Origin of the sequence: Yoonia sp. SS1-5 (assembly GCF_038443705.2) — a bacterium.
Classification (GTDB): Bacteria; Pseudomonadota; Alphaproteobacteria; order Rhodobacterales; family Rhodobacteraceae; genus Yoonia; species Yoonia rhodophyticola.
Map to the genome: position 1 here is coordinate 3,966,846 of NZ_CP151767.2, position 24,211 is coordinate 3,991,056.

The following is a 24,211-nucleotide window of genomic DNA, read 5'->3' on the forward strand; positions in this document are numbered from 1 at the left end:
GGCCTTTTTCGTTTCCCGCGCTAGGCTTAGTCCGATGGGAGGGGTGCAGACAGCAAGCTGCTGCATTTCTGTCGCGGCCACATGGTCACCGAATTGAAGACGGAGCCTGCGCTATGGGAGACAAGCGATCCGGCCGGAAAACGGCCAAGAGCGCATCAACGACAACCGACAGCCTGCCGTCATTTCTGACGGCCGCTGATTTGGACGCGCTGCAGGCGGGCCGCCATGGCGATGCATTTTCTGTGCTTGGTCCGCACAAAAGCGGCAACCGCCGCTGGATCACCACGTTCCAGCCCGGGGCGACGGGCGTTTCGGCAAATGTCGCAGGCAAGCAAACGCCGTTGGCGCGACTGGCGGGCGATGTCTTTGCGGCGCCTGTTCCGGGCAAGGCATATACACTGACAGCGACGTTCGCAGATGGCGGCACCCATACGGGGCAGGACCCATATGCGTTTGGCCCGGTTCTGTCCGATTTTGACAAATACCTGCTGGGTGAGGGCACGCATAAGGAATTGTGGCGCACCCTTGGCGCGCATGTCTGCGTGCATGAAAAGACATCGGGGACGCATTTCGCCGTCTGGGCCCCCAATGCAAAGCGGGTATCGGTCATTGGTGATTTCAATTTCTGGGACGGTCGCCGGCACCCGATGCGCAAGGTCGGCGAAACCGGTGTTTGGGAGATATTCCTGCCGCAGATCGCTGAAGGCGCGCTGTACCAATATGAAATTGTGGGGGCTGATGGCGGATTGGTTGCCAAGGCTGATCCGGTCGGTTTCGGCGCACAGCATCCACCCGAGCAGGCCTCGGTGGTGCGGGATATCTCTGGCTATGGCTGGAAGGACGCGGACTGGATGAAGGCGCGTGCTGCGCGCGCGGACCGTACTGCGCCAATCGCGATCTACGAGGTGCATTTGGGGTCCTGGCGGCGCCGGTGGGATGATAACGGGCGCCCCTTGTCATACAAGGAACTGGCACAGGATCTGGTATCCTACGTCAAACATATGGGGTTCACCCATATTGAACTGCTGCCGGTATCGGAATTTCCCTTTGATGGGTCATGGGGCTATCAGCCTGTCGGGCTTTACGCCCCGACAATCCGGTTTGGGCCCCCACATGAGTTTCGGGATTTTGTCGATGCGGCCCATGCGGCTGGGCTTGGCATATTGTTGGATTGGGTGCCGGGCCATTTTCCAACCGATGCACATGGGCTGGCCCGGTTCGACGGGACCGCCTTGTACGAACATGCCGACCCACGCGAAGGGTTCCATCAGGACTGGAACACGCTGATCTACAATTACGGCCGGACCGAGGTTAAGAATTACCTGGTGGCAAATGCGCTCTACTGGATGGAAGAATACCATCTGGATGGATTGCGGGTCGATGCGGTGGCATCCATGCTTTACCGCGACTATTCCCGCGACGAAGGGCAATGGGTTCCCAACAAGGATGGGGGCCGCGAAAACTACGAGGCGATCGGTTTCCTGCAAGAGATGAATGTTGCGGTTTATGGCGCCGACAACAGCATCATGACCGTGGCCGAGGAAAGCACATCCTTCCCCGGCGTGTCCCAACCGGTTGATGCGGGCGGGTTGGGGTTTGGCTATAAATGGAACATGGGGTGGATGAATGACACGCTGGGCTATATGCAGCGTGATCCGATCCACCGTCAGCATCATCATGATGATATGACATTTGGTATCCACTACGCATTTTCAGAGAATTTCATCCTGCCGATCAGCCATGACGAGGTCGTGCATGGCAAAGGGTCAATGCTGACCAAAATGCCCGGCAGCGAGGCCGAGAAATTCGCCAACCTGCGCGCCTATTATGGGTTTATGTGGACCCATCCGGGCAAAAAGCTGTTATTCATGGGCTGCGAATTCGCCCAGCCCGAAGAATGGAACCACAATGCAGAGCTGAACTGGCACGCGGCAAGCCTGCCGCCCCATGCCGGGGTTCAGCATTTGGTGCGTGACCTGAATAGGCTGTATCGCGAGACCCCTGCCTTGCACGTGAATGATTGTCTGCCATCGGGCTTTGCATGGCTTTGCAACGACCCGGCGCAATCGGTCATGGGCTATGTCCGCTACGGCAATGACGATGACGCGCCCGTCGTGGTCATGTGCAACTTTACCCCGGTGCCGCGTGATGGGTTCCGCGTCGGCGTGCCAGGCGCGGGCGTCTGGGAGGAAGTGCTCAACACCGATGCGGAAATCTATGGCGGGGGGAACAGGGGCAATCTGGGCGGCGTGCGCAGCGAGGATGTCGCATGCAACGATCAGGCGGCTTCGATCGTTGTAACTTTGCCACCGCTCTCGACCGTGGTCTTGCGGCGACGGGACGGACACTGAATTCTTGGGAGGAGACGACGACATGCCAACAACACGACTGACGCAGCGCTCAATGGTATTTGTGCTGGCTGGTGGCCGGGGGAGCCGGCTGAAAGAGTTGACAGATCGGCGCGTGAAACCCGCTGTGCCCTTTGGGGGCAAAACACGGATTATCGACTTTGCCCTGTCGAACGCGTTGAATTCCGGCATCCGCCGGATGGCCATTGCGACCCAATACAAGGCCCATAGCCTGATCCGGCACCTGCAGCGGGGCTGGACGTTTTTCAGGGCCGAACGCAACGAATTCCTTGATATCCTGCCCGCGTCGCAGCGCACCGGGACCGAAAGCTGGTACAAGGGCACGGCAGATGCCGTCACCCAGAATATTGATATCGTTGACAGCTACCACGTGGATTACGTCATCATCCTGGCCGGTGATCATATCTACAAGATGGATTATGAAATCATGCTGCGCGAGCATGTGGAATCCGGTGCCGACGTGACCGTCGGGTGTCTGACCGTCCCGCGTGAGGAGGCCACGGCTTTTGGCGTGATGGCGACCGACAAAAGCGGGCAGATCACATCATTTTTGGAAAAACCGGCGGACCCGCCGGGCACGCCGGACGACCCGACCAAGGCGCTCGCCTCTATGGGGATATACGTCTTTAACTGGAAATTCCTGCGTGATCTGCTGGCCAAAGATGCCGAAGATCCCAATTCCTCGCATGATTTCGGCAATGACCTGATCCCCGATATCGTCAAGAACGGCAAGGCCATGGCGCACCGGTTCGACAATAGCTGCGTGCGGACCGAAGGCTCGCCCGTTTACTGGAAGGACGTGGGGACGGTTGATGCATTCTGGGAATCGCATATCGACCTGACGAATTTCACCCCGGACCTGAATTTATGGGATCGCAGCTGGCCGGTCTGGACCTATTCGGAGAGCGTGCCGCCTGCAAAATTCATTCACGACGAACGCGACCGGCGTGGCATGGCGATTTCGTCAATGGTGTCGGGGGGGTGCATCATTTCGGGGACCGAGGTGCGGAATTCGTGCCTGTTTACCAATGTACATACCAATTCCTACGCGGTTCTGGACCATGCGGTTGTTTTGCCCAATGTGGTTGTCAGCCGATCCGCCCGCCTGCGGCAGGTTGTGATTGACAGTGGCGTGATCATCCCCGAAGGCCTTGTTGTGGGCGAGGACCCGACCGAGGATGCGAAATGGTTCCGCGTCACCGACCGGGGGACCACATTGATTACGCAAACCATGTTGGACAAAAAAGCGGAAGGTTAGCGGCGAATGGTGCGTGTGCTGTCTGTGGCGTCTGAATGCGCCCCCTTGATCAAGACAGGGGGGTTGGCAGATGTGGTCGGCGCACTGCCCGCCGCACTTGCCGGTCTGGGCGCCACGCTGCGCACGATGATCCCGGGCTATCCGCAGGTGGCCGGGCAACTGAACAAGCCCAGGACTGTCGCGAAGATTGACAATCTGTTTGGCGGGCCTGCGCGCATCCTGTCGGCAGAGGCGGCGGGCCTGGCATTGCTTGTGGTTGACGCACCGCATCTGTTCGATCGCGAGGGTGGCATTTATCTGGACGCGGCCGGGCATGACTGGCCTGACAATCCCCTGCGCTTTGCAGCGCTTTCTTATGCTGCGGCCCATGTGGCTGTGCATGGTGCCGGAAAATGGCGCCCTGACGTTGTGCACGGGCATGACTGGCAAGCTGGGCTCGTGCTGGAATATATGCATGCGCTAGGTGGGGATGCGAAGACCCCGTTTATTTTCACGATCCACAATGTGGCCTTTCACGGAAATGCGCCAGGCAACATGCTGGAACAACTTCAACTGGATCCGTGGCGTTTCAATGCGGATCACTTCGAATTCTGGGGCCAGATATCGGCTTTGAAAGCCGGGCTGATGGGGGCGGACAAGATCACAACGGTATCGCAGACCTACGCCGAAGAATTGATGACAGATACATTCGGCATGGGCATGGAAGGTGTGTTGCGGCATCGGCAGGCCGATCTGACGGGGATCGTGAACGGCATTGATACAGATGTCTGGAACCCCGCCACCGATCCGGAAATCCAGTCTTACAAAACCCCACGGGGCAAGGCTGCAAACAAGAAAAAGCTGCAGGCGGCCTTTGGGCTTGAACCCGCCGGCGGCCCGCTCTGTGTTCTGATTTCGCGACTGACCTCGCAAAAAGGGATCGACCTGCTGATCGAGGCCTTGCCCGCGCTTTTGGACAATGACGGCCAGCTTGCATTGCTAGGCTCGGGCGAGCCCGCGCTGGAGGTTGCGTTGCACAAGCTGGCAGCGGCGCATCCGAATGTCGGGGTGCAGATCGGTTATGATGAGGCCCTGTCGCACCGGATGATGGCCGGGGGCGATGCGATCCTTGTGCCATCGCGGTTCGAGCCTTGTGGGCTGACCCAGCTATACGGGCTGCGTTATGGCACTGTTCCGCTCGTCGGACTGACCGGGGGGCTTGCCGATACGGTGATCAATGCGTCACCTGCCGCGCTCAGCAGCGGGGCTGCGACAGGGGTGCAGTTCTTCCCGGTCACGGCGGGGGCCCTGGGAAATGCGTTTCACCGGCTTTCGGCGCTCTACGCCGCACCGAAAATCTGGGCCCAGTTGCAACGCAACGGGATGAAGCAGGCGGTGGGCTGGGAACGGTCGGCTGTTGAATATCACGCCCTTTACGCAGGATTGGCGGCATCTGACTGATTATGGCAGAAAATTTCCCAATCGAGGCCGGTCGCGCCAATCCGCTTGGCGCGACATTCGACGGCAATGGCGTGAATTTTGCGATCTTTTCGCAGCATGCGTCGCGGGTCAACCTGTGCCTTTTTGACGCCGATGGGGTGGAAAACCAGATCGTCGCCTTGCCCGAACGGGAAGGGCATGTCTGGCACGGCTACATCCCGGGCATGCAGCCCGGCCAACAATATGGCTACCGGGTGGATGGGCCATATCGGCCGCAGGACGGGCATCGGTTCAACCCCTACAAACTGCTGATTGATCCTTATGCCAAACAGCTGACAGGGCATCCGACCTGGGATGACGCCCTGTTTGGCTATACCGTGGGCGACCCTGCGGTCGATCTGAGCTTTGACAAGCGCGACAGCGCGCCCTTCATGCCCCGTTGCGTGGTGGTAGATCCTGCATTCAGCTGGGGCGAGGTGGTCAGCCCCGACCACAAACTCTCCGAAACCATTCTGTATGAGGCGCATGTCAAAGGGCTGACAGCCGGGCGTCGGGATGTGGATTTGCCCGGAACATATCTTGGCATGGCCTCGGACCCGATGCTGGAGCATCTTAACAATCTGGGCGTCACGGCCATTGAATTATTGCCCGTTCATGCATTCATGGACGATCAGTTCCTGACTGACCAAGGGTTGCGCAACTACTGGGGCTATATGAGCTACGGGTTCTTCGCGCCCGAGCCGCGCTACATGCATCGCGGCCAGATCGCCGAGTTCCAACAGATGGTGGCAAGGTTTCATACCGCCGGGATCGAGGTGATCCTGGATGTGGTCTATAACCACACCGCTGAAGGGTCGCATGTCGGCCCCACGGTTGCCTTTCGGGGGCTGGACAATGCCAGCTACTACCGTTTGGCCGAGGATAAACGGCACTATATGGATGACGCAGGTTGCGGGAACACGCTGAACGTCGAACATCCGTTTGTGCTGCGGATGGTGATGGATTCACTGCGCTATTGGGTGCAGGAAATGCATGTGGACGGGTTCCGTTTTGACCTGTGTTCTGTGCTGGGGCGGACCGCGCATGGGTTTGATCGCAACGGTCCCTTCTTTCGGGCGATCCAGCAAGATCCGGTCCTGAACAAGGTCAAGCTGATGGCAGAGCCGTGGGATATCGGGCCCGGCGGCTATCAGCTTGGGGCCTATCCGGCCCCTTTTTCGGAATGGAACGACAAATACCGTGATGATACGCGCAAATTCTGGCGTGGGGATGATGGCATGGTTGCGGGGATGGCCGCGCGGCTATGCGGTTCGGCGCAGTTCTTTGACCATGATGGGCGTGCATCGACCTCATCGGTGAATTTCCTGACAGCGCATGATGGGTTCACCCTGCGGGATACGGTCAGCTATGCGCGCAAGCATAATCTGGCCAATGGGGAAGGAAACCGGGACGGCCATTCGGGAAATTATTCGGACAATATGGGGGTCGAGGGGCCAACCGATGACCCCAAGATACGGGCGGCCCGGGTCCGCAGACGACGCAACATGATTGCGACGTTGCTGTTTTCGCAGGGCACGCCGCTGCTGTTGGCGGGGGATGAGATTGGGAACACTCAGGACGGCAACAACAATGTCTATTGTCAGGATAACCCGCTGGGTTGGGTGAATTGGGAAGATCGCGATGAGGCGTTCTTGAAATTCTGCAGGCAGGCCATTGCGTTCCGAAAGGCGCATCCGATCTTGCGGCAGACACGGTTTCTGCATTCGCGACCACGCCTGACAGATGGGGCACCCGATCTGTTCTGGCGGCGTGCCGACGGTGCGGCGATGGAACAATCCGATTGGGATGATCCCGGGCTCCGCATGATTGTGGCAGAGCTGCGGATGGCATCCGGAACGCCCACCTACGTGGAAAAGGAAGGTGCCTTGCTGGTGGTGCTGAACGCGGGTGAGACGGCGGCGGTTCTCCTGCCGGACGCGCCTGACGGGCGGCGATGGGTACGCCGTTTTGATACGGCGGCGGATGACGCGACCCAGCCAACCGACGGCACAACGATCCTGGCCGACACGGTCGTGGTTTTTGCGTTAGGCGACGATAGCGTTTGACGAAATACTTGAAATATCGCTTATCACTTAACGCGTTGAAATCTTTGATTTCAGGCAGCGTTAAGTGATTCAGGTTTTTCGCGCAACGCTTTAACGCCGCTTTCCCGTGACAAACAAAAAAGCGACGTTTAAGGGATATGCTTGGTCCCCAAAAGCGTATCGAGCATTTAGATGAACATGATGAGTGACATTTCCGCCGAAGCATTGCGGGCACGTATTGATCAGCACCTGATCTACACGTTGGGCAAGGATAAACCGCATGCCAGTATTTATGACTGGCGGATGGCGGTCAGCTACACGATCCGGGACCTGATTGTAGAACCCTGGTTTGCAGCCACGCGCCGCACCTACGAGGCGCAGGGTAAGCGGGTGTACTACCTGTCGATGGAATTTCTGATCGGGCGTATTCTCGAGGACGCGATGATCAACCTTGGGCTTCACGATACCATTGCAGCCGTGCTTATGGATGAGGGCATTACGCTTGACGATGTGATCGAAAATGAACCCGATGCGGCGCTGGGTAATGGTGGATTGGGGCGCCTGGCTGCCTGTTTTCTCGAATCCATGTCAACGCTTGGCTGCCCGGGTTTTGGATATGGCATTCGCTACGAACACGGGCTGTTCCGGCAGCGGTTCGAAGGCGGCCAACAGGTCGAAACCCCCGAGGATTGGCTGAACCAGACCCATCCATGGGAATTCGAACGGCCAGAGGCGCGCTACACTATTCCATTCAAGGGGCATGTGGGTGACGACGGCCACTGGCACCCGGCCGAGACGGTTTTGGCACGGGCCTATGACACACCTGTTGTGGGGTGGCAGGGCGAATGGGCGAACACGCTACGCCTGTGGGGGGCGCACCCGACGGAATTGTTTGACCTGGAACGGTTCAACTCGGGCGATCACACGGCAGCGGCCGCACCCGAGGCGCTGGCCCGGACGTTAAGCCGTGTTCTGTACCCCGAGGATGCCACCGATAGCGGCAAGGAATTGCGCCTCAAGCAGGAATTCTTTCTGACTTCGGCCGCGTTGCAGGACATTCTGCGCCGGTTCCGCAGCGAATATGACGACATGTCCTTGCTGCCCGACAAAGTTGCCATTCAGATGAATGACACGCACCCGGCCATCGCGGGGCCAGAGCTTATCCGGCTGCTGACCGACGAACATGGCTTGGGCTGGGATGTGGCAAAGGACCTCGCGCAGCGCTGCCTGAATTACACCAACCACACCTTGTTGCCCGAAGCGCTGGAACAATGGTCAACATGGCTTATGGGGCGTGTATTGCCGCGGCATATGCAGATCATTGAACGGATAGACCGTGATCATCAGGCGGCAACGGGCTGTGCGCCGGAACAGAAAATTGTTCATCAGGATCAGGTGCGTATGGGGATTTTGGCCTTTGTCATGGCCTCGCATGTCAACGGTGTTTCGGCGCTGCATACCGATCTGATGCGCAGCACCGTGTTTGCCCAACTTCATGCGCATTACCCCGACCGTATTATCAATCAGACAAACGGGGTCACGCCGCGTCGGTGGCTGCGACTGGCCAATCCGGGCCTGTCAGCTGTGATCACAGATGCGATCGGGCCGGGATGGGAACGTGATCTGGATCGACTGCAGGGCCTGCGACAATACGAAAACGATCCGGCCGTGATTGATGCGGTGCGGCTGGCCAAACGCGCAAACAAGGTGGCGTTTTCCAATTGGACCGCCCGACAGTTGGGGGTCGATATCGACCCGGATGCGATGTTCGACGTGCAGATCAAACGGATCCACGAGTATAAGCGGCAGTTGTTGAATGTCTTTGAAACGGTTGCCCGCTGGCACGCGATCCGAACCAACCCCGACGCTAACTGGACCCCGCGGGTCAAGATATTTGGGGGCAAGGCCGCACCGGGTTATTTCACCGCCAAAACGATCATTCGGCTGATCAACGACATCGCTGTTGTGATCAACAATGACCCCGCGATGCGGGGACGGCTCAAAGTTGTGTATCCGGCCAATTACAATGTCTCGATGGCGCAACGATTGATCCCCGCTGCGGATTTGTCCGAGCAGATTTCAACCGCCGGCAAAGAGGCCTCTGGCACCGGCAATATGAAGTTTACAATGAACGGGGCCCTGACAATCGGGACGCTTGATGGCGCGAATGTCGAAATCCGCGATCACGTGGGCGCGGACAACTTCTTTCTATTTGGGATGACCGCGGCTGAGGTGCAGAAACGGTATCAGATGCCACGTCATGCCCGGTCGGCGATCTTGGAAAGCCAGCAGCTGCAGGATGTGCTGCAGATCGTGGCGGAAGGGCATTTCAACGCAAACGAACCCGGTCGCTATCATGGCTTGGTTTATGCGACATGGAATCATGACCCGTTTCTGGTTGCATCAGACTATGACAGCTACGAAAGCAGTCAGCGGGATGTAGATGCTGCTTTCGCAGATCAGGCGCAGTGGCATCAAACCGCACTCCGCAACATCGCGGGGGCCGGGTATTTCTCCTCCGACCGAACAATTCGCGGTTACATGGACGATATCTGGAAGGCCAAGCGGCTCGGAAACGACAAGCCCTGAGTGTTTCGCTTTCGAAAAGCGCACCCCGTCGGCGTCGCGTATTGGCGAGGGCACGCGGGATGATGTCGGAAAAGAAGGTTGGTTCGTCTCGGTTCAGGTCCTTGGTCACGAGGGTGGTGCAGTCGAGGTGTTCCTTGCAGGCGATATGATGGGGCAATGCGGATGATCTGGGTCAGTTGTCCTGCCTGAACCGGGTTAGGGTTTTATTGATCCGAAGGGCCATCCCCATTGAAGATCAAATACGCGGCGTATCGGGATGATCCAAAAACGGGACGCAGAAACGCCGATTTGTGGACTGCACCGAACCCATGGGCTCAGCCAAGGCACGTTCTACTAATGCAAATCGAAGTGGCGGCATCGAGGGACCCGACTTGGCCATCACGGCCGTTGAAGAACAAGAATGTGAAGCTTGAGTAAACCGGCGGACACGATGTTGAACACTGTTGTGCCGAAGGATCTGTTTGGAAGGAGTTGACAACACCGCCCGCGGGGCGGGATGCAACGCTGTGAAGCATGCGTGACCACGACATCTAGCGACGGCGGGCGTGCAGGCGTGATGGTGTCAACCCAAAGACCCTCCGCCGGACAACCGGGCCCTCAGCAGAGAGACAAAGGCATCGCCGCATCCAGTTGATGCTGGAACGCAACGGCATAGTCATGATCCAGAACAAGCTGTGTCGGTCCACACACCGAAGAAAGACTGGGTGTCAGGTGATCTGAGCCGGAAACACGCCCTTGGCGCGCGAACGCAGATGCCAGAGGCTTTGCTGTGGGTGAAGGTTCGTCACTGGACTTCCTGTCCGAAACGACGGGTGCCTGGCGCCGGCTCTGCAGCTTGCTTGTGAACGATGATTGCCGTCGCGAGAACCTAGACCCTTCTCGGGAGATGCCCTGCAATCGCCAGCTCGGCAGCGGATGGCGGACACTAGTTTCTGGGGGCCTGCGCGGCGCGGGAATTGGATGCGCTTGCCCGGGTCCATGGAAAACCCGCTAATATTTCCTGCGACCATGGCGCCGAGTTCACGATTCGGCCATTTCTGCATATAGGTAAACGACAACGATTTCGAGTGGCGCGATATTGGTCCGGGCAAACCCCGGCAGAATACCCTCGTTAAGTGGTTCAATGGCAGGCCGCGCGATTTTCTGAACGAGGAGGTGTGCGACGGCCTGGGCCATGTCCACCGCAACCTGGTGCGGTGGAGGTACGATTACAATAACGTCCGGGCGCGTTTATCAAACGGACGTTAACCACGTACAAAAGCGCCCCAGTGCGCATTTGTAATTCGATTGCTCCGCGTTTCCCGCGCTTGCACAAGCCAGACTGAAATTGAAGAATAACTGAACCAGACTCGAAGACTATCGTCATGAACGGGTTAGCTCCCTGAGCAGGTTAGTGTCCGCAAAGATGTCGTTCTCACTCCAGCGGTTGTGCGGGCTCATAGGAAGGCCGTACTTCTTTGGGGCATCTCGCCACCTTTTGCCTTCATAACAGACCGAAATAGCCCCACTCGATGCGTGCCGGGCTCAAAGGGTATTTTGCCACGAAGCTTTTGAAAACAGGGCGCAATATCAGTTAGAATAGCGTTACCGTACCTGTACATCGGTCAAGCTCAGGGCTAGCGTTTTTTGTCTCGTCGTCGAGCAATACGGTTCGAATCCATTCCAGTTTTGCCGGGTTTACAATTTCGAAGCGATTGCGTTCCAGGCACTCTGGCGCAACAAGCGACATGCGTTCTACGATCAACGCAATTTCTTCGATTGATTGCATAACGACATCGATTTTTTGAACGGTGTGACTTGGCAGCCGTGCCCGCTGGTTGAACTGCACTTCATCAACCATGGTTTCTTCGATTTCTGCTACGGCGACCCCTACCTCCCGGATAACATCTGATAATCTGGAAAAAAGTGTTCCATCGTCGTGCGGGATCAGTGGTGAAGCATTTTCATTCATAGTTTGCCGACGACACTTTCGATGCATTGCTTCATCGAAGCTGTGGAGAACGGTTTTTTGATAATGTTATTCAGGCCCAGCGCCTTACCCTTTGAAACAAGGTCCGGTGTAGGATTGCCCGTGACAAGTATGAAGCCGATACGCGCGGTCGACTTGTTCTGGCGGAGCGCACGCAGCAATTCCAGCCCGTCCATGCCAGGCATATTGTAGTCCGATAGAACGAGGTGGACGGGATCATTGATCAGCTTGGCCAATGCCGCACGACCATCATTCTCCGCCTGGTTCTTCCAGATTCCCATTTCCTCTATCGCTTGGACAAGAAGGCCGCGGCTGACGCCCATGTCGTCAACAATCATGATGCGTAGTGAGTCTTTAAGGCTCATTTTCTATTGCTCTCCTGAGTAAGGCGCGCGTCCTGTGCCCGGCCCCTGTTGTTTTTGGTATGCGGTTACACCGATGCTCTTGAAATATTGTGTTGCTGGTCCGGACAGCCGTTCTGAATGTCCGATCATCAGATAACCCATCGGCTTTAAAGCTGTGTTGAACCGCTCCCAGAGCCGTGCTTGGGTTGTCTGATCAAAATAGATCGCGGCATTTCGACAAAAAATCACGTCGAACGGTCGTTTCATTGGCCAATCGCCGACCAAGTTCAACTCGCCAAAGGTCACAAGTTCGCGCAACTTCGGATTTATCTCGAAATCGTCATCACTGGTCGTAGGTGCGACCATCGTGCGCCTCATTTCACTTGGAATAGCGCTCAACTGATCCACGGGATATCGACCAGTTTCCGCAATTTTCAACACATTGGGATCGACATCGGTTGCCAGTATCTTGATATCAAACCGGCCGGCATCGGGACATGCGGCGACCACGGCTGCCGCCAGACAATAGGCTTCCTGACCCGCGGAACAGGCCGCCGACCAGATGCGTACCTTCTCTCCACGCCGTGCCGCATCAATGAGCCTTGGCAGGATTTCTGTGCTCAGTTGCTCAAAATGGTGATTTTCCCGAAAGAAATGTGTGACATTTGTCGTCAGGGCCGAGAGAAGATGGGTTTGTTCATCGCGGCCTGCCGTCGTGCGAAAGAGGTCGCAGTACTCCCGAAAGCTATTTAACCCTAATGCCCTGAGTCGCTTTGCAAGTCGCGAGTACACCAGTGGCTTTTTCGAATCCTGGAGAAATAGCCCGTAGATCTCATTTGCCATTTGCGCGATCTGCCGAAAGTCTGCGTCGGTGAATGCATATTCCGACGGACCATTGGCTTTCGGGAGGGTCGGATTGAGCGCGTTCATGCCGCAACCGGATCGTTGTTAGGGAGTAGCGTTGCCAGGTTGATAACCTTCGTCATGTCATCGCCCATCGCAATGATCCCCAGGATGGCGCGCGTTGTTGCGTCGTCCGTACCCTTTGGTGTCTCACGTACCATGTCGGATTTGACCCCGAGTATTTCGGACACGGACTCGACCAGCAAACCTATTGTACAGTCTTCGATCGCTGCGATGATGATGACGTGACGCTCGGTTGGGTCAATGCGCGGGAACCCCAATTTTGCGGCGAGATCGATAATGGGGATGACCGCCCCCCGTAGATTGATGACCCCCAGGACATAGTCGGGCGAGTGGGGCAGGATCGTGACAGGGCTCCATCGGCGTATCTCGCGGATTTGGGTAATTTCGATGCAGAAATTCTGCCCGCCCGCCACAAGCGTCACGAACTCCAATTCCTTGGTCTGCGCGGCATCGTCAGGCTGTTGCATGGATTCGATCTCCCTGAGGCGAAGTGTGAATGTGTTGAGGCATCGCGCCGCTATGGGCGATGGCATCGGGGTCGATGATGAGCGCGATTTTTCCGTCACCGAGAATGGTCGCGCCCGAGACGCCGACAATTTCCCCGTAGCTGCCCTGCATGCTTTTCACGACCACCTGCCGTTGATCAAAGATATCATCGACGGCCAGCGCGCATTGGGAGACGGACTCGGTCTGTAACAAGAGAAGAACGCGGTCTGCCATCGGCTTGTCGCTGGCGGGGTGGCCCAGCCGTTCGCCAAGATCAATGATCGGCACATAGTCGCCCCGGATGTGCAACAGCTGGCTTTTGAGCCCAAGCATCGACAGATCACTTTCCGTGGGTCGAATTGTCTCAAGGATGCTTGAAATCGGTACCACCATCGTCTGTCCGCATACGGTGATAATCATGCCGTCCATGACGGCGAGCGTCAGTGGCAGAGTGATTGAAAACGTCGTCCCTTCGCCGGGGATTGTCGCGATGGCAACCCTGCCGCCAAGCGCGGTGATCGCCGTCTTCACCACATCCATGCCCACGCCGCGGCCGGAAAGATTGGTGACTTCTTTGGCGGTAGAGAAGCCCGGTGCAAACAGGAGTTGGTCAATCTCGGGGTCCGACAGTACGGCATCTGATGGGATCAGTCCCCTTTCCACCGCAATATCACGGATGCGCGGGCGGTTCAGTCCGGCACCATTGTCAGCAATTTCGATGACGATACTGCCCGACCGCTGGCTTGCGGAGAGGCGCAGAGTGCCTTGCCGCGGTTTGCCTGCCGCCTGTCGCTGATCAGGCGTTTCGATGCCGTGGTCAATGGCATTCCGGATCATGTGCGTAAGGGGATCGGCAAGCCGTTCGACAACAGTTTTGTCAACTTCTGTTGACTCGCCTTCTGTGACGAGTTCCACGTCCTTGTCGGTTGCGTCGGCCGCTTCACGGGCGATACGCAGCATGCGCTGAAAGAGCGGTTTGACGGGTTGCGCGCGGATAGCCATTACGCCTTCCTGGATTTCCCGGGCCAGCAGCTTGTAGTCATCAAGATCCGAAAACAGGTCCGAGGAATTTGGTAAATCGGCTTCCTGCAGCCGTTGGGAGATGACCGACTGATTGATAATGAGCTCACCCACAGCATTGATAAGGCGGTCTACGCGTTCAGGATCAACGCGCAGTGTCGTTGCAGGTTTCTTGACCGTCCGATCGGCGGGTTTGGGAGCGGGTACTGCTGCCTGTTCCTGTGGTTCATCAACAGGGGCTACCGGTTGTGCTGTGACGGGAACTGGATCGGGTTCAAGGAGTTCGGGCACCGACTCTTCTGTCAACGGTTCGACTTTGAGGTCGCAGAGGTCGTCCATGAACTGAAACACGTCCCGGATCGCGAGATCGGTGCCAAGGCCGGGGATATCAACTGTCCAGACCAGATATCCCGCGGACCAGTCAAACGCGTCAAAACTGTCAGGCAAGGCGCTGGTGTCGAGTTGTGTTTTGACCTCACCAAGTTCCGAGAGTGCCTTGAGGATCAAGACCGGATCGTTGCCGGTCGCATAAAATTCCGCGGACGGCTTGAATGTCACGCGATAGCCCCCCTCGGCATCGTCGAGGGGGCCGAAATCGAGGGTCATGGCTTCGAAAACAAACTCTTCCTCCTCTTGCGCGGTTTCGGGGCCAAGAAGGGCTTGCAGTTCGGCCAGAACCGGGTCAACCGCGTTGCGGTTCGCAGGCGTCTGGGCGCGTGCGTCATCAACCAGATCAGCAAGAATATCGCCTGCGCGTTGCAAGGTGCGCAACAGCCCGTCATCGGTTTCCAGCCGATGGGAACGGACCTCGTCCAAGACGGTCTCGAACTTGTGGGCAAATCCGACGAGTTCGTCCAATGCAAATGCGCCCGCGGCCCCCTTAATCGAGTGAACGGCACGAAAGACGGCATTGACGGTTTCGTCATCGGCATGGCCTTCGCGCATGGCCTCGAGCCCCTCTGTCAGGGCGACAATCAGGTCTTCGCATTCTTCAAAAAAGGCGTTCAGGATAGAGCTGTCTTGGGTCATTGCTACGCCCCCGTTAGTCGGCGAATGACCGAGATAAGAGATTCATCATCAAAGGGTTTGACGATCCATCCCGTTGCACCCGCCTTTCTGGCACGCTCTTTCAGGGCCGCACCGCTTTCGGTTGTCAGTACAAGCACCGGGACCCCGCGATTGGTATCGCTGGATCGGATATCTTCAATCACGCCGAACCCATCCTTGTTGGGCATGTTGACGTCGGTGATGACCAAATCGGCGTGCTTCTCGCGAAATTTATTGACCCCATCCACACCGTCGACAGCCGTTGTGACGGCAAATCCGGCACCCTCAAGCGCCATGGTCAGCAAGCTTCGGATCGTGCGGGAATCGTCGATGGCCAGGATATGGGTCGTCATTGTGCCGCCCCCATCGTGAACAGCAGATCCTGAAATCCCATGGTTTCCAGACTGTCGATGAACCCCTCATTTGGCTGGGCCACGACAAAGGGCAGATCATTCGCCGTCCATTGTCGTGCAGCGAAATCTATCAGTTGCGCCGCGAGTCCGGGGAGTCGCGTGACATTCGCCGCGTTCAGCGCGATACCGTCAGCCTGTGATTGCGACAGAAACGCGTGAAGCGCCTGACAATCCTCGAGCTTCATTACTTGGGGCAAATCAAAAGTCGCAGTTTGGCCTGTCATATTTGCTGGATTCCGTCCGTAACTCAGGTTTCGCAGCGCGTCGCTGCACGGGCGTGTATGACCGCCTGCCTCTTAATTTGAGGTAAAGCTCAGCCACAACCTGACAGCTTTTTGCCCGACCGCCTTAGAATGTCAGGCTGGGTGTGAGGGACAGTAGCCGTTGCGAATACGCAGCTTGCGGGCTTTCAAAAAACGGCTCTGACGTTTGTGCCTCGACAATCTTGCCGTTCTGCAGAACCGCGACATCGTCTGACATCTGCCGGACCACAGCCAGAATGTGGCTGATGAACAGGATTGTCAGCCCGAATTTGGCCTGCAGGTCCTTGAGCAGGTTCAGAACCTGCGCCTGAATAGAGACATCCAGCGCGGATGTCGGTTCATCACAGATCAGAAACCGCGGCCGGGCCAGCAATGCGCGCGCAATCGCGATGCGTTGTCGCTGGCCGCCGGAAAACTGATGTGGATACCGGTCAATGACGTCCGCAGGCAGTTCGACAAGCTCCAGCATCCCCAGGCAAAGCGCCCGGCGGTTAGCCTTGTCGTTCTCCAACCCATACAGCGACAGTGGTTCAGACAGGATATCACCGATCCGGTGGCGTGCGTTCAGGCTGGAATACGGATCCTGAAAGACCATCTGGATCAGCCGTCGTGACGGGTCGTTCCGCCCGCGGGATTTGGCGTAGGGCAGGGCACGGTCACCCAATGTCATCTGCCCCGCGCTGGGGTTCACAAGCCCCGCAACGGCCTTGGCAAAGGTGGATTTGCCAGACCCGCTTTCCCCGACCAGCCCAAGTACAGTCCCCGCCCGCACATGCAGCGAGACGCCATCGAGTGCTACGTAAGGGTCGGGTTTGCGAAAAAGATGCGTGCGGGTGCCTGCAAAGCGGACGCTTAGATCCGTCACGGCCAGATCAACGCCCCGATCCTGCACGCCGTCCAGCAACCAGCTTTCCGCATCTATTGCGCCGGGGATGTGATCGGCTGCGCCATCTTCCTGTGGCATCAGGAACCGTTCAAGTTTCCGATCCAGACGTGGAACAGCCGCCATCAGCGCCTGTGTATAGGGGTGTTCGGGCGCGCCAAGAACCTGCGTTGTCGTGCCGGTTTCCATGACCTTGCCATTGCGCAGGACGGTCACGTTGTCCGTGACTTGCGCAATCACACCAATATCATGCGTTATCAGGATGAAGGCAATGTCGCGGGTGTCGGCCAGTCGGCGGATCAGGTCGAGCACCTGACTTTGGACAGCCACATCCAGTGCGGTGGTCGGTTCGTCCGCGATAATCAGTTCAGGATCAGTGCAAAGCGCCAGCGCAATGACGACCCTTTGGCGCATCCCGCCGGAAAACTGATGCGGATAGGCGCCGATCCGGCCGGCCGCATTTTTGATGCCGATCTCTTCCAGCAGGGCAATGGCGCGTTTGCGCGCATCGCTTGTGCTGACATCTGCATGGGCCTGAATGGTCTCGATCAACTGATCTTCGATTGTCATCAGCGGGTTCAGGCTTGTCTGCGGGTCCTGAAAGATCATCGAGATACGATCGCCCCGCATGGCGTGGGCCTGATCGGGGGTTAGACCGCGCAGGTCGGTATCACCCAGCGTCATGCGGCCGGCAGCCACGTATCCGGGCGGTTGCAACAGGCCGATCACGGCGGCCCCGATGGTGGACTTTCCGGCACCGCTTTCCCCGACAAGCCCGTGGATCTCGCCCGGTTTCACGGTGATCGACACATCCTCGATTGCGGTGAAATCGCCATGGCGCGAAGGAAATTTGACCGTCAGGCCCTGCACATCCAGCATCAGCGAAGCCTCGGGTTGAAGACATCGCGCAGGAAGTCGCCAAGTATGTTGATCGACACGACCAATGCGATCAAAAACAGGGTTGGGACCCAGAGGATCCACCACTCGCCTGACAGCAGGAACTGCATGCCGATCCGGATCAGTGTGCCAAGGGATGGGCTGTCCGCAGGCAGGCCGATACCGAGGAAAGACAACGTCGCCTCAAGCAAAATGGCAGAGGCCAGATCAACCGTCATGATCACCAGAAGCGGCCCGAGGATATTGGGCAAAATGTGCCAGAACATCACACGCAGCGGGTGCTGCCCCATGATCATGGCGGCCTGCACGTATTCCTTGTTGCGTTCCACAAATGTCGAGGCCCGTGCCGTTCGGGCAAAATTCACCCAAAGCGACAAGGCGATGGCAATGGTCAGCACCACCACCCGCAGGTTTTCCTGTGCAGCCGGCGGCAGGATGCCGCGTGCAACCCCGTCGATCAGCAAGGCTGTCAGGATGGCGGGCAGTGCCAGCTGAACATCTGCAATCCGCATCACGATGGCATCAAACCGTCCTCCGTAATAGCCGGCAGCCAGCCCCAACCCCACGCCCATGACGGTTGCAATCGCCATGGCCATCAGCCCGATCAGCAGCGACAGGCGCGCCCCGTAAAGGATGGCCGACACCATGTCGCGCCCCTGATCATCGGTGCCCAGCAGAAACCGGGGGTCCGATCCATCCTCCCAAACCGGGGGGATCAACCCGTCGATCAGCGAAAAGCTGGTCAGGTCATAGGGGTTGGATTGGGCGATCCAGGGCGCAAACAATGCGCCGCCCAGGATGATGACGGCAACGACAAAAGCGACGATCGCCGCGGGTGAGTGGCGAAATGCCCAGACGGCGTCGCTATCCCAGAACCGGGCCAGCATCAGGCGGCCTCTTTCACCCGCAAACGCGGGTCAATGGCGATATAAAGCATATCAACCAGCAGGTTCACGAGGACAAAGAAAAAGGCGATGACCACCAGATAGACCCCCATCACCGGAATATCGACAAAGCGGATACTTTCCAGAAACAACAAGCCCATGCCCGGCCATTGAAAGACGCTTTCGGTGACAATGGAAAAGGCGATGACCCCGCCGAATTGCAGGCCGATAATCGTGATAACAGGGATCATCGTATTCGCCAGCGCGTGTTTGAAGTGCAGACGCCGATACGGGATGCCGCGCGCGGTGGCGAAGCGGATATAGTCCGAACGTAGGACTTCCATCATCTCGGCCCGGACCAGCCGCATGGTCAGTGTCAGCTGATAGACCCCCAGGGTCAGGGCGGGCAGGATCAGCGCGCGCCAGCCATCGACCGTAAACAGTGACGAGGTCCAATTGCCGATCTGAACCGTGCCGCCGCGCCCGAAGGTCGGCAGCCAGCCCAGCTGCACGCCAAACAGGAAGATCAGCATGATCCCGATCACAAAGGTGGGGATTGACACGCCCACAAGGGTTGTCAGCAAAATGGACTGGGTCAGAAACCCCCGCGGTCGAAGGGCGGTATAGACCCCGGCAGGTATCCCCACGATCAGGGATATGACAAGTGCCACCGTGCCCAGTTCAAGGGTGGCAGGGATGCGATCGGCAATCATTTCGCCCACTGGTTGGCGGGTGCGATAGGAATAGCCAAAGTCCCCTTGCAGCATGTCACCGGCAAATCGGGCAAATTGCGCGACAAACGGATCGTTCAGCCCCAGTTCTTCGCGCAGGCGGGCGCGATCTTCGGTGCTGGTCTCGACGCCGGTCATCTGGCTGACCGGATCGCCGACAAATCTGAAGAGCGAAAACGCCAAAAGAGCGACGGCCAGCATCACAAAAACCGACTGAAGCAGCCGTTTGATGATGAAATAGACCATCGCCCCTTGCGTGTATTAGTTCACAGCAACCCAGCGCAACATAAAGAAGTTGTCAGCGCGCTGAGTCACATCAATATTGTCCTTCATGGCCCAGATCAGGGGTTGGACATAAAGCGGCACATAGGCCACTTCGTCCTGCGTGATGGCAACCACTTCGTCGATCAGCGTCTGCCTTTTCGCCGGGTCAAGCTCCTGCTGGATCATGGGCAGCAATTCATCAACGCGGGCGTTCGAATAGTTCCCGAAATTCCACGAGCCCAGCTTTTTCTCATCATCCTGTGAATGCATCAGAAAGCGGATGGGATGCTCGTGATCAAACGTACCCGGGGACCAGCCGAGCAGATACATGTCGAAATCATCCGCGCGAAGCTGTTCCCAGTAGTTGCGCACCGGCACGGTCGTCAGTTCGGCATTCAGACCGACGGCTGCCAGCATGGATGCGGCTGCGCGGCACAGGGCCTCGTCGTTGATATAGCGGTCATTTGTGCATTTCAGACCAAAGGAAAACCCATCGGGATATCCCGCCTCTGCAAGCAGTTCCTTGGCGCGATCAGGATCATAGGCCGGCCGATCTGCGTTCGCTTCGGAATAGCCGGAAATGCCGGCCGGGACCAACTGGCTTGCCGCGTCGATCTTGCCGCGCATCACAACCCGGTCAATCGCGTCGATATTGATGGCATGGGCCGCGGCAAGGCGCACGCGCGGATCAGTGAATGGATTGGCGTCCGTCACATCTGTGGAATAAAGCAGCGCATCATGTTCATGGCCAAAGCCAAACATGATCACACGGGTTTCTTCGCCTTCGATCACCTTGAACCCGTCGCGGCCCTCAACCTGTGCAACATCCTGCAAGGGGACCGGTTCGATAAAGTCGATCTCGCCTGACAAGAGCGCGGCAAGCCCTGTGGCTGCATTGCCAATGGGGGTCATGATCGCCTCGGTGACGTTGCCGCGATCCTCGCCCCACCATCCTTCGTTGGGGGTCAGCCGGGTTTCAACGCCCGGGTCGCGGCTGGCCAATGTGTAGGGGCCGGTGCCGTTGACATTGCGGGTGGCGAAGTTTTCGGCATCGCGGGCGGGCAGGCCGGCATCATTGGCGGTCGCCCAGTCGCTGTCCAGGATCATGAAGTTCGCGATGCTGTCGGGAAATAGCGGGTTCGGGGCGTTGGTCACAAAATCAACGGTAAAGTCATCAACCACCCGCACATCGGTAACAGGGGCGAACCAAGACCGGACGTCAGACGCCTCGTCCGATGCGCGTTGATAGGAAAACAGAACATCCGCGGCGGTAAAGGCTGATCCGTCCTGGAATGTCACACCTTCGCGCAGGGTAAAGCGCCACCCGGTTTCGCCCTCCAACGGGGCCCATGAGGTGGCCAGTGAGGGCTCAATCGACATGTCGCGCCCGCGTCGGACGAGGCCTTCATACACATTGTTGAGAAAGGACAGCACAGGGGCTGCGTTCACCGCATGCGGGTCCATTGTCTGGGGGTCGGTTGTGACCGCCCAACGGAAGGTTTCGGCGCTCGCGGCAGTGGCGAACAGCGCAGCAGCACCCGCCAGGGCAGAGCTGCGCATCAAATTTGCAAAAGTCATCAGAAGGTCCCCAGTTCCAGTTCCATAGCGGTACTCTGAACAGGGTTGGCATCAGCGTCAACCAAGGGGCGCGGCAGATACTGCTCGAAAGCGATCCGCCCAAAAGAAAAGGCCAGCGCCCCAAGGGGCACTGGCCTTTGTCAATTTTACGGATCTGCGGTCTAGCCGTTGGTGCGAATGTGGTCGACCAGCAGGAAGACAACGCGGTCAACTTCGCGCAACACCTGGTCAATGCCAAATTCCAGATCGGACAGTTCCTGCGCTTCCAGCTGCTCGCCTGCGGCGATCGTTTCGGCATAGGCGCGGATTTCTTCCCAACGATCATTAGTCCGATCCAACTGGATGGTGATCCGCTCGGTCGGTGGGGCAGGGATGCCCAGGTTCGGCATGCCGGACCGGAAGCCATCTAGCGAGGCCTGGAACTGGGACAGATTGGTGTTGAGGTTCGACAGGCTTGCATCCGTATCCATGCCAGCGGCCGTCAGGCAGACATTCTTGGACAGTTCTTGCAGCAACTCTTTCTGCTTTGAATAGAGGTCAAGCAGGATCGAGTTTCCGAAACCATTGTCGCCGATGAACTGCGCGTAGTTTGTGCGCATCTGGATCACAAGTTCGTCGCTGTGATCATGGGCTGTCTCGGTCAGCGACATGATATTGCGCATGTCCTGTTCGGTGACGTCTTCGCCTTCGACGAATTTGTCATAGATCCGGTCAAGGGTCCGCCATGTCAGATCAAGATCGTTCCATGTTTCGCGGAAGTTTCGGTCAGTCTCGCCGGTGATACCAAGCTTTTCGTCACCTTCCAGAATGCCGCGATGTGCAATCTCAAAGCTGACCCGGGCACCCTGCATGTACAGTTCGTTGTCCCAGACATGGACATCAGTTTCGGCAAAACATACCGACTTTGCCATGCGTTCAATCAACATACGTTGGCGGGCGGCGAGGTCGATGCGTTTGGTGGCTTCTTCGACAGACAGTTCAGTGGGGCCTGACTGTGCCTGCAAAGCGAGCGGCAATGATACACATGACAACATCGCTGAGACGCCCAATGTAAACATCATTTTCATGTTCAGTTTCCAATCTTCTCGTGCGGCTTTCTCGTTAGTCGGGTCTGCCGCACACTACTATAGGTTGAGCATTTGGGGAGTACCGTCCACGAGGGTCGCAGCCGGTACCGATGCTGCTTAGTTAGTTGCCACGATGTCGCGGACCCATACTTCAACACGGCGGTTGGTCGCACGACCTTCTGCTGTGGTGTTGCAGGTCAGCGGCGACGCTTCGCCATAGCCCAGTGTCCGGATCGGTGTGCTGTCCAGCGAGCCGGGCAGCGCAACTGAGCTGAGGATCTGGCGAACACGTTCTGCACGCTGTTCGCTCAGCCCGCGGTTGGCGGCTGGTGCACCGGCACTATCGGTAAAGCCGACAAGCAAGAGTTCCTTGTTTGCAAAGACTTCACCAGCGGCAAGCAGGTCAGCCAGACGCTGGACATCTTCAAGCGCGCGGGCCTCAAGCTGTGATGAGCCAGGCAGGAAGCGGAACGTCAGCGACACACGCTGCGCAGGCAGCAATTGTGTGACCATGTCGCCCAGTTCGCGCAGGTTCGTCTGTGCGTCTGTTGGCCACATCGCAGCGGCATAGCGGCGGCCCTGCTCGTCACTGCTGACGACGGATACTGTTTTGTCAACAAAACCGCTTTCGGCGATGACGTTCTGCGCGTCTGCGGTGTCCAGGTAGCTGATGAAGTCATCGGCCAGCTGTGGCAGATCGTCAGTTGCACGGTAGACCAGCAGACGGCGGGTGAATGGGTATTCTTCCGTCTTGATGGTGAAGGCGTTTGGTGGCGTCTGGATGCCACATTCGCCCAGGATGGACATTGCCTTGCCGGCAGTCTGACCCGAGAAGTTCACAAAGCCGATGCCGAATGGATCAGCGGCGACAGCGTCGGATACAGCGGCGTCATCAGACAGCGTTTCGGCCTGTGTGGTCAGACGCAGGGATGCAGGGGCCATGACCTGTTCGGCAAAGTTCTGCGCGATAGAGCTGTCATTGGCCGGGGTGTAGATGTTGATCGGTGCGTTTGGACCACCAAGATCGCGCCAGTTTGTGATCTGGCCTGCAAAGATGCGGGCAATATCAATCCGAGAGATCGCGTTGACCGGGTTGCCGGGTGCTGCGACGATGACCAGACCGTCCAGTGCAAGAACAACCTGACGATCTTCGGTTGTTGGGTTCGGCTTGCCAACGGTCGAGAAGACACGCGCCTGCTCTTCTGTCATCGGGCGGTCGGAAATTGCCAGAAGCGAGCGGTCATCAACCAGACGACGCATGCCGTCCAGCGGCTGTGCGCCAACCAGTGAAACTGTCCCGACATCTGCGCCATTTGCAGAGGCGATGGAAACAGAGCCATTGTTCACGTTAGCAGAACCGCTGACACCGGATGCGAAATCCTGGAACAGCGATGGCAGCAGGCCATCAACGACATATGGGTTACCGGCGACTTCAAAAGCGCTGGCCGTGCCAGGCTCGGCGGCCTCGGTCGGGCAGGCACCGGCAATACATTCCACCTGAGAGGCGTCAATCTGGATTTCACCGATTGCGGTCTCGAGTGTGTAACGATTGCCGTCGAAATCCATCAGGTTCGCGGTAATATCAGAAGATCCGTCCATCGCGCGCAGTGTGACTTCCTCTGCATAGGCAGCGGTTGTTTGCGCGAGTGCGGCGACAGACAGCACACCGGCCATCATTGTCGTTTGCATCAGCGAAGTTTTTAGCATGGACAACCCTCG

The 24,211-nt window shown here is 57.7% G+C and carries 19 protein-coding genes; 6 read left to right on the plus strand and 13 right to left on the minus strand.

Annotation, left to right across the window (positions count from 1 at the left end; genetic code table 11):
* Nucleotides 1-113: 113 nt before the first annotated feature.
* The 6 genes from glgB to AABB31_RS21195 all read left to right on the plus strand — a co-directional run bounded on the left by glgB (nt 114) and on the right by AABB31_RS21195 (nt 10,967).
* The gene (gene glgB, locus AABB31_RS21170; RefSeq protein WP_342076280.1) at nt 114-2,351 is read left to right on the plus strand and encodes a 1,4-alpha-glucan branching protein GlgB; all 2,238 of its coding nucleotides are present in this window, start codon (nt 114-116) and stop codon (nt 2,349-2,351) included.
* A 22-nt stretch (nt 2,352-2,373) separates the two neighbouring features.
* Entirely contained in the window at nt 2,374-3,627 is a 1,254-nt protein-coding gene (gene glgC, locus AABB31_RS21175) for a glucose-1-phosphate adenylyltransferase (protein WP_373635288.1), read from the plus strand.
* Between the two features lie 6 nt (nt 3,628-3,633).
* Entirely contained in the window at nt 3,634-5,067 is a 1,434-nt protein-coding gene (gene glgA, locus AABB31_RS21180) for a glycogen synthase GlgA (RefSeq protein WP_342076279.1), read from the plus strand.
* Between the two features lie 2 nt (nt 5,068-5,069).
* Nucleotides 5,070-7,151, plus strand: coding sequence for a glycogen debranching protein GlgX (glgX, locus tag AABB31_RS21185; protein ID WP_373635289.1), 2,082 nt, complete (start codon nt 5,070-5,072; stop codon nt 7,149-7,151).
* A gap of 180 nt (nt 7,152-7,331) precedes the next feature.
* A complete protein-coding gene (locus tag AABB31_RS21190; RefSeq protein WP_373635290.1) occupies nt 7,332-9,719 on the plus strand; it encodes a glycogen/starch/alpha-glucan phosphorylase in 2,388 nt (795 codons plus the stop codon).
* A gap of 1,077 nt (nt 9,720-10,796) precedes the next feature.
* On the plus strand, nt 10,797-10,967 hold the full coding sequence (locus tag AABB31_RS21195) for an integrase core domain-containing protein (protein ID WP_373635826.1): 171 nt from the start codon (nt 10,797-10,799) through the stop codon (nt 10,965-10,967).
* Nucleotides 10,968-11,292: 325 nt separating this feature from the next.
* Here AABB31_RS21195 and AABB31_RS21200 read toward each other — a convergent pair whose 3' ends face one another.
* The 13 genes from AABB31_RS21200 to AABB31_RS21260 form a co-directional block, all read right to left on the minus strand.
* Nucleotides 11,293-11,670: a hypothetical protein gene (locus AABB31_RS21200; protein WP_342076277.1), complete on the minus strand. Its 378-nt coding sequence runs from the start codon at nt 11,668-11,670 to the stop codon at nt 11,293-11,295.
* Nucleotides 11,667-12,053 (minus strand): response regulator, encoded by a 387-nt coding sequence (locus AABB31_RS21205; RefSeq protein ID WP_342076276.1) that lies wholly within the window; start codon nt 12,051-12,053, stop codon nt 11,667-11,669. The genes AABB31_RS21200 and AABB31_RS21205 overlap by 4 nt, the downstream gene beginning before the upstream one ends.
* A 3-nt stretch (nt 12,054-12,056) precedes the next feature.
* Nucleotides 12,057-12,962, minus strand: a complete 906-nt coding sequence (locus tag AABB31_RS21210) for a protein-glutamate O-methyltransferase CheR (RefSeq protein WP_373635291.1) — start codon at nt 12,960-12,962, stop codon at nt 12,057-12,059.
* A complete protein-coding gene (locus AABB31_RS21215; RefSeq protein WP_342076274.1) occupies nt 12,959-13,426 on the minus strand; it encodes a chemotaxis protein CheW in 468 nt (155 codons plus the stop codon). The genes AABB31_RS21210 and AABB31_RS21215 overlap by 4 nt, the downstream gene beginning before the upstream one ends.
* On the minus strand, nt 13,413-15,494 hold the full coding sequence (locus AABB31_RS21220) for a chemotaxis protein CheA (protein WP_342076273.1): 2,082 nt from the start codon (nt 15,492-15,494) through the stop codon (nt 13,413-13,415). The genes AABB31_RS21215 and AABB31_RS21220 overlap by 14 nt, the downstream gene beginning before the upstream one ends.
* Nucleotides 15,495-15,496: 2 nt before the next feature.
* Nucleotides 15,497-15,865, minus strand: coding sequence for a response regulator (locus tag AABB31_RS21225; RefSeq protein ID WP_342076272.1), 369 nt, complete (start codon nt 15,863-15,865; stop codon nt 15,497-15,499).
* A complete protein-coding gene (locus tag AABB31_RS21230; RefSeq protein ID WP_342076271.1) occupies nt 15,862-16,110 on the minus strand; it encodes a hypothetical protein in 249 nt (82 codons plus the stop codon). The genes AABB31_RS21225 and AABB31_RS21230 overlap by 4 nt, the downstream gene beginning before the upstream one ends.
* Before the next feature lie 163 nt (nt 16,111-16,273).
* Entirely contained in the window at nt 16,274-17,950 is a 1,677-nt protein-coding gene (locus AABB31_RS21235) for an ABC transporter ATP-binding protein (protein ID WP_342076270.1), read from the minus strand.
* Complete coding sequence (locus AABB31_RS21240; protein ID WP_342076269.1) at nt 17,950-18,855, minus strand: ABC transporter permease; 906 nt, start codon at nt 18,853-18,855, stop codon at nt 17,950-17,952. Before AABB31_RS21240 ends, AABB31_RS21235 begins: the two co-directional genes overlap by 1 nt.
* On the minus strand, nt 18,855-19,829 hold the full coding sequence (locus AABB31_RS21245) for an ABC transporter permease (protein WP_373635294.1): 975 nt from the start codon (nt 19,827-19,829) through the stop codon (nt 18,855-18,857). The genes AABB31_RS21240 and AABB31_RS21245 overlap by 1 nt, the downstream gene beginning before the upstream one ends.
* Before the next feature lie 15 nt (nt 19,830-19,844).
* Nucleotides 19,845-21,425, minus strand: coding sequence for an ABC transporter substrate-binding protein (locus AABB31_RS21250; RefSeq protein ID WP_373635295.1), 1,581 nt, complete (start codon nt 21,423-21,425; stop codon nt 19,845-19,847).
* A gap of 161 nt (nt 21,426-21,586) precedes the next feature.
* On the minus strand, nt 21,587-22,492 hold the full coding sequence (locus AABB31_RS21255; protein WP_342076266.1) for a type IV pili methyl-accepting chemotaxis transducer N-terminal domain-containing protein: 906 nt from the start codon (nt 22,490-22,492) through the stop codon (nt 21,587-21,589).
* Nucleotides 22,493-22,609: 117 nt separating this feature from the next.
* Nucleotides 22,610-24,199 carry a substrate-binding domain-containing protein gene (locus AABB31_RS21260; protein ID WP_373635296.1) on the minus strand — a complete coding sequence of 530 codons (1,590 nt, stop codon included), beginning with the start codon at nt 24,197-24,199 and terminating at the stop codon, nt 22,610-22,612.
* Nucleotides 24,200-24,211 lie beyond the last annotated feature (12 nt).

Excerpts from the sequence above, each read along its gene's own strand:
- AABB31_RS21220 (WP_342076273.1), bottom strand. The coding sequence starts at position 15,494 with ATGACCCAAGACAGCTCTATCCTGAACGCCTTTTTTGAAGAATGCGAA.
- glgC (WP_373635288.1), top strand. The coding sequence starts at position 2,374 with ATGCCAACAACACGACTGACGCAGCGCTCAATGGTATTTGTGCTGGCT.
- AABB31_RS21230 (WP_342076271.1), bottom strand. The coding sequence starts at position 16,110 with ATGAAGCTCGAGGATTGTCAGGCGCTTCACGCGTTTCTGTCGCAATCA.
- AABB31_RS21255 (WP_342076266.1), bottom strand. The coding sequence starts at position 22,492 with ATGAAAATGATGTTTACATTGGGCGTCTCAGCGATGTTGTCATGTGTA.
- AABB31_RS21210 (WP_373635291.1), bottom strand. The coding sequence starts at position 12,962 with ATGAACGCGCTCAATCCGACCCTCCCGAAAGCCAATGGTCCGTCGGAA.
- AABB31_RS21215 (WP_342076274.1), bottom strand. The coding sequence starts at position 13,426 with ATGCAACAGCCTGACGATGCCGCGCAGACCAAGGAATTGGAGTTCGTG.
- AABB31_RS21260 (WP_373635296.1), bottom strand. The coding sequence starts at position 24,199 with ATGCTAAAAACTTCGCTGATGCAAACGACAATGATGGCCGGTGTGCTG.
- AABB31_RS21200 (WP_342076277.1), bottom strand. The coding sequence starts at position 11,670 with ATGAATGAAAATGCTTCACCACTGATCCCGCACGACGATGGAACACTT.
- AABB31_RS21235 (WP_342076270.1), bottom strand. The coding sequence starts at position 17,950 with ATGCTGGATGTGCAGGGCCTGACGGTCAAATTTCCTTCGCGCCATGGC.
- AABB31_RS21240 (WP_342076269.1), bottom strand. The coding sequence starts at position 18,855 with ATGCTGGCCCGGTTCTGGGATAGCGACGCCGTCTGGGCATTTCGCCAC.
- AABB31_RS21225 (WP_342076272.1), bottom strand. The coding sequence starts at position 15,865 with ATGACGACCCATATCCTGGCCATCGACGATTCCCGCACGATCCGAAGC.
- AABB31_RS21245 (WP_373635294.1), bottom strand. The coding sequence starts at position 19,829 with ATGGTCTATTTCATCATCAAACGGCTGCTTCAGTCGGTTTTTGTGATG.
- AABB31_RS21190 (WP_373635290.1), top strand. The coding sequence starts at position 7,332 with ATGAGTGACATTTCCGCCGAAGCATTGCGGGCACGTATTGATCAGCAC.
- glgA (WP_342076279.1), top strand. The coding sequence starts at position 3,634 with ATGGTGCGTGTGCTGTCTGTGGCGTCTGAATGCGCCCCCTTGATCAAG.
- AABB31_RS21250 (WP_373635295.1), bottom strand. The coding sequence starts at position 21,425 with ATGACTTTTGCAAATTTGATGCGCAGCTCTGCCCTGGCGGGTGCTGCT.
- AABB31_RS21205 (WP_342076276.1), bottom strand. The coding sequence starts at position 12,053 with ATGAGCCTTAAAGACTCACTACGCATCATGATTGTTGACGACATGGGC.
- glgB (WP_342076280.1), top strand. The coding sequence starts at position 114 with ATGGGAGACAAGCGATCCGGCCGGAAAACGGCCAAGAGCGCATCAACG.
- glgX (WP_373635289.1), top strand. The coding sequence starts at position 5,070 with ATGGCAGAAAATTTCCCAATCGAGGCCGGTCGCGCCAATCCGCTTGGC.